The sequence below is a fragment of the Stenotrophomonas sp. GW821-FHT09E08 genome, from assembly GCF_059416125.1.
Map to the genome: position 1 here is coordinate 22,699 of NZ_JBWKOO010000027.1, position 6,000 is coordinate 28,698.

Annotated in this window: 4 protein-coding genes; all 4 read left to right on the forward strand. The window is 51.0% G+C overall.

Annotated elements, in window-relative coordinates:
* The first annotated feature begins 276 nt into the window (after positions 1 to 276).
* The gene (locus tag AC07M7_RS20885) at positions 277 to 1,683 is read left to right on the forward strand and encodes an SEC-C metal-binding domain-containing protein (RefSeq protein WP_495208202.1); all 1,407 of its coding nucleotides are present in this window, start codon (positions 277 to 279) and stop codon (positions 1,681 to 1,683) included.
* A gap of 366 nt (positions 1,684 to 2,049) precedes the next feature.
* Positions 2,050 to 2,694, forward strand: coding sequence for a hypothetical protein (locus AC07M7_RS20890; RefSeq protein WP_495208203.1), 645 nt, complete (start codon positions 2,050 to 2,052; stop codon positions 2,692 to 2,694).
* A gap of 381 nt (positions 2,695 to 3,075) precedes the next feature.
* Complete coding sequence (locus AC07M7_RS20895; protein WP_495208204.1) at positions 3,076 to 4,701, forward strand: reverse transcriptase domain-containing protein; 1,626 nt, start codon at positions 3,076 to 3,078, stop codon at positions 4,699 to 4,701.
* Positions 4,702 to 4,895: 194 nt separating this feature from the next.
* On the forward strand, positions 4,896 to 5,621 hold the full coding sequence (locus AC07M7_RS20900) for a hypothetical protein (RefSeq protein WP_495208205.1): 726 nt from the start codon (positions 4,896 to 4,898) through the stop codon (positions 5,619 to 5,621).
* The last annotated feature ends 379 nt before the right edge of the window (positions 5,622 to 6,000 follow it).

Consider the following 6,000-nt stretch of genomic DNA (forward strand, 5'->3'; position numbering starts at 1 on the left):
AGCTGCGGCTAGCAGGGCGACCTCCGCAGCTGCGCCAATGGTGTTAATCCTGGGTCAATCCCTTCGACCAATGGCAGTGAACTGAAGCACAGTAGCTGACTACACGGCGACTGAGCCGATGCACGCCGGGCGATGTAGCGACTAGGTGTCCCAATCCGGTTCTTGTGCGAGAACCCTGTCAAACCCAAAAGCCCTTCTTACCCGTAGCCGATCGAAAATCGAGCTCAAGAGCCGCATGCTGTAATCTCATCGCTTGGACAGTCAGGTATGCAACGGATGGAAAACGCGAAGAAGTCCGTGGGAGTGACCGATACAGAACGATTGCTTGCAGATTTCTGCGACCGATCTTTCTTGAGGCTATGGTCCTACGCAAACCCCTACAAAGAAGATGGCAAGGAACTATGCGACGTTTTAGCCGTATTCGGTGATTACGTCTTCATCTTCTTCGATAGAGAAAAATCCTACACTGAAAATGAAGAGCTCGACCCGCATGTCGCATGGAACCGTTGGAAACGTCGAGCAATTGATCGCCAAGTTGTAACGGCACATGGAGCAGAACGATACATTCGCTCAGGCAGAGGAATCTTTTTAGATAAAAATCTTGAGATCCCATTCCCGCTGCCTATCGACCCAGCAAGAGCCAAGGTGCACAAGATCGTAGTCGCGCACGGCGCAAAGGACGCCTGTATACGTCACTCAGATCAGAACGTATATGGAAGCCTGGCAATCGCCTACTGCGACGCAGACTATACGGGGAATTTTTCGCCATTTCTCGTAGAGATAGACCGAAGTCATCCGATTCACATATTCGACAGCGAGAACCTTTCCATAATATTCGAGCAGCTCGATACGATCAGCGACTTCTCACGATACCTTGACGAAAAGATTAGAGCCATCAGCAAGCTAAATTACCTCTCCTACTGCGGCGAGGAAGATTTGCTGGCTAACTATTTATTGAATTATGACGACAAGACAAAGAAATACGTCATTGGAAGTGACGAATCGATTACCGGCTTGATGATTGGAGAAGGAGAATGGGAGCAATTCTCATCTTCACCGGTGTACATACGAACCAAGCAGGAAGATACTATTTCTTATCTCTGGGATGAGCTGATTCAACGAACATGCCAGAATGCCATCGACGGCACACTCTTGGGAAACTCGGACCTCTGGAAAGGACCAAGCGCAGTCATCGAAATGGTTAAGGAACCTAGAATGTTCCGCCGCGCACTATCAAGCACAATCCAAAAAAATATTCTCAACTTTCCCAGGGATTTGGGAGCTTCCCGCCACGTTTCGCTAATGCCATCTTTCAATGAGGGCACAGCATATGTTTTTCTTCAGGTTCACCCACCAGAGAAGGTGCGACAGCTTCCAAACTACCGTGAGATGAGGCAAGGCTGGCTAGAAATTGCATGTGGCGCTGCCAAGAACAGCAATCCCTCGCTCAAGAAAATTGTCGGAATAGGAATGAACGCTCCAATCCTGGAAGACAGACCGGATTCCGAGGACTTCCTCCTAATGCCCTGCGAAGAGTGGAGCAGCCAGACTTTCGAATACTATCGCGAGCTGAATTCTCAGTGGAATTTCTTCCAGTCAGACAGCCTGCAGAAATACGAAAAAACAATCACTCAGTTCGTGCAACCTGACCACTTCGAAATCACAGATAAGGACAGGAAATAATGGCCACCATCCAAACAAGATCTAACGCAAGCTGATTCAAAACCTAAATATGCGCGCGCAAACGCAACAAATTAATACTGGAAGCCTAAAATTTCAGCGCCCCAACCAACCCGGAAATTCAAACACAGTTCCAGGCAGCATCGCACCGACATGTCCACAAACAGAACAAGCACAATCTCTGGCACCTTAGAGACCAACATCGTAATCCTAATTAACACACTAAACGAAGACGAGCATGGCCCTGTACGGCGACTTATAGAAGATATTGAACCCCTCGCGCAGCAATCAGGCTGGCCATTCAAACATTACAAGGCATCATCTCCCGATAGTCTGCGATCTTTGCTCAGGGAAATCTCGACCCAGGCAATGACCGAAGGTTGGAAGCCAGTTATTCATATCGAGGGCCACGCCAGCAAGGACCTCGGCCTTGAGCTTGGCGCCGGGATGATCTCCTGGACAGACCTAAACGAAGCGCTACGAGCAATAAACGAAAATACGCACAACAATCTAATGGTAGTGATCGCAGCTTGCGAAGCCTACTTTGCCGTGAAAAACATAACGCTTCTCAAGAAGACCCCATTCTATGTGTTCCTAGCGCCAACGACCGAAGTCCGCACTGGCGAACTGGAGCAGCAGTTCAGGAACTTCTATAAGGAGCTGATAGAAAGCCACGACATAGTCAAAGCAAAAGCGAAACTTGGAGATAGCTTTCATTACTTCAACGCAGAGCGAATCCTCAGCCTCGCGATACTTGGATATCTGAGAGACCACGGCGGAGGAAAGGCGCGTCAGCGTCGACTCGAAGGAATTGTGTCACAGATTGTGGAGGTCGAAGGCCATGAAGCCTTGAAACATGCGAGGACTCATGTAAAGAATGTGCAGAAGCCTATAGAAGATGCACACTTAGTTCTCCTTGCCCGAAGGTTCCTGTTCAACCGAGAAATGGGGCTAGCGATCTCCGACCTGAAGGAAATGGCCAGAAGGGAGCGAACTCTCAGCTGCGGCAAGTAAGCCAACTGATCTCATCACCAACTTCGAATGAGAAGTCCGCTAGACATCAATGTTAGGTGCCATAGCATGCTCGCAATGGTGGCGGCAAAATTTAGATAAAGATCGACAGCTAATTCCTCCTCCCTGGATCGCCTTCAAACGTAAGCGCGAGGCGACTGGACAGAACTTTGGGGAGCCAGCGCGCCTTAGCCTCGCTCTCGTACTACTTGAAAAACCAGTAAAAGTAAGGCAATGTCGCAGGGTGTGACGCACCTCACCTGGTGTTTAACGTCTGTCTACTGATTGAGACGGAATTTCAATGTTAGCTACTACCGCTGTGCGATCTTAATGTTCCACTCGTGGCCGCACGTGTAAGGGTGAAAACGGTGAGGTGCGTCATACATGGATGTTGATGATCTTCGACAAGCACACGACTACGTCTCCCTCGGGGTACTTTTCGGAGTGCCCGCTGCGCTGCTGAAGAACAACCTGTACAAAGTCAGCGGATATAAGCACTTCACTATTCCAAAGAAGTCAGGAGGCGTTCGCTCTATATACGCCCCTGGGCGAGTGCGCAAAAGGCTTCAGCGATGCATTGTGCCGATATTGAATCAGGCGTACAAGCTCGGTCCCAACGTACACGGTTTCGCGGCTGGGCGAAGCGTGAGGACAAATGCAATTCCTCATGTAGCCGCAAGCGTTGTAGTGAATTTTGACCTTCAAGATTTTTTCTCAACAATCAGCTTTCAGCGCGTGAGGGGAGTTTTTCTCGCGCATCCAATGCGCATCCCTTGGAACGTTGCGAATATTCTGGCGCAGATTTGCACCATGGATGGGGTAATGCCTGCAGGGGCGGTAACCTCGCCCGTTCTATCCAATATCATTTGTGCGAAGTTGGATAAGCGACTGTCTGCCCTGGCTACGAGACTTGGAGGATCCTACACACGCTATGCTGATGATTTGACCTTTTCCTTCGACCGACCAATCGGTCAACTCCATGGCGTAGTCGTCGTCGACGAGGAAGGCAAGCCTATCGTGGGCGGATCGATCTCGGAAATAATCGCATCCGAGGGATTTTCGATCAACATGGAGAAATTTAGGTTCTCTACGAGGGGCAGCAGGAAAGTCGTAACCGGGCTCGTCGTAAACGAGAAAGTCAACGTCAGGCGTCCCTGGTATAAATCACTTGAATCTCAGGTCTATGCGATCGAGAAGTTTGGACTGGCTGAAATAGCTAAAGCTGAGTTTGGCGAAGAATCTGCTGCAGGCGTCGCAGAACGACGTCTCCTCAGACGCATCCATGGAAAGATCGCTTATTTGAACATGATCAGGGGACGGGGTGATTGGCTGGTCGCCGACATCGCCCATCGCTTCAACAAGCTTCATGATTCGAAAGAGCTGCGCGTTTCTAATGTAGAGCTTATTTCCCAGTTCAGCCGACTGCCGCGTGGCGTTCACATCGTGAATGCCAGCGACTGTCATTTGGACTTTTTTGACCTTGGTTACCCGCAAGGGACCGCATTCAATACTCCATCCGGCCTGTTGATTACGGCCGCACACGTTATTGAAGACGCCAACAGGTCCGCACTACCCTATATATATGTCATGAACGAGCGGAAGATGTTGCTCGTCCGATGCGAGCTATTAGTGGTTGACTGGGATCGAGATATAGCAATCCTGCGGGCTCAGGATAAAAATTTGGATGTCGAACGATCTCGGTACCGAATTGGACAAGATCCAGCACTTGGCGAGACTTTGATCGCAGTTGGCTACCCGAACTATCGCGAGAACTCCCACGCTACGGTGATGGAGATGCAGGTAACAAGGACGTTCCAAGCCGGGGCAATTAAGAAAGCTAGTGTCGGCGGATTTATAGAAGGAGGTATGAGCGGCGGCCCAGCACTTAACTCAAGACTCGAAGTCTGCGGCATCATTCACAAGGGGGTCACTAATCAGGGCGGCCTGTCAGAGGTGGTGTCTGTTAGCGAGCTCATCCGTGTAGCGACTGGAGCCGGACTGAAGCTGTAGTCGACCTAGCCTTTTATGCCAGTCATCAGCATGCAAATGCCATCCAAGACTACGCAGGGATATACCTTCAGCAACCACATCTAAGGCAACATAAAGATTCGAGAAGACAGGCCGCTAGTAGGGTCACAGAGTCTATCGAGCGAGCTATGCACATAGTTCTAATGCTAACAGTGGTGGGATCGCTGCTTTGGGGGTTGATCGCTCTGACCCCGTATTTGCTTCAAAAGGGATGGCCGCTTGCACTAGCTGTGCCCTTCATCGGCCTCATCGACGTCTTCTGGGGCGTATCGATGATCTACGCGATTGATCTCCTCAATTCACATTACCGAAGGAACAATGAGTTCCTAAGGAAGTTCTACGCAGAGCTTCATTCCGACCTCCTATCCGTGCTGGCGCTCGCTGTTGTCCTGCTTGTGATCTTCTCTCTTGCCAGGACCAGCTACTCGCTCTCGAGCATCGATATCGCATGTTTGGGTCTCCCGATGTTCATCTGCGCACTAGATTCACTTGCACGAACCAAAGATCCGTCGGGCATACTAAGGATGGGCCTCGCTCGGAGGCTTGCTTTGATGGGGCTTCCTGCTGGACTACTCGTCGCATCTTGCTGGGTGCTGATCGAAATTCTTTCCAATGAGTTCTCTGCTTCTGCGTCCCTCTGGCTTCAGCTCTGCATTCTCTTTGCTGGCTTCGCGTCCTACGTGGGGTCCAAGCAGACGCGATACTTCATACTGCATCGTCGCCTTGGAATCTCTCCGACGATCATGGCTCTCCTCAAAAGAGTACGAGGAAGAGGAGCGCCGGCGTTCTACGAGCAGACTGCACAGATGGCAGAGAAGTTTCAACGCGAGCTCAACGTAGCTAATGCTAAGGCGGCTGCGGAGAAGCGAAAGTTGGCAAAAACCTCACGCAAGAAGCGATAGGCAGCTTTTGGGGACATGCATTTCGGGTGCCTACGTCGTCGGTGACACCACCTCGAAGGTGCAACGCCTAGCGGAAAGTCCGCACTCTCCGCTACCGCTTGCCCTGACGAGGGAGGCCAATCCCAGGTGGCGTTGGCTCCTTGAAGTACTGGATAGGGTCAATCCCATCGCCTTGAAGGCGTTCACATGCCGACACGATGGCTTCGATAAGGCGCTCCATGTAGGAGGGTAACTGTTCGACCTCCAAGGCGAGGGCTGCTGACTGCTCGGATAGTCCCCGACGCTTTACCCGCACCGGCCCTGACGGGTTCACCCCCGTTTTCACGGACACTTACAAGAAGGCCGATTCAGGCCATGAGGAGTGTTCATGTCAAAGCGT

Coding starts and splice junctions, on each gene's coding strand:
- AC07M7_RS20885 (WP_495208202.1), top strand. CDS start 277: ATGGAAAACGCGAAGAAGTCCGTGGGAGTGACCGATACAGAACGATTG.
- AC07M7_RS20890 (WP_495208203.1), top strand. CDS start 2,050: ATGACCGAAGGTTGGAAGCCAGTTATTCATATCGAGGGCCACGCCAGC.
- AC07M7_RS20895 (WP_495208204.1), top strand. CDS start 3,076: ATGGATGTTGATGATCTTCGACAAGCACACGACTACGTCTCCCTCGGG.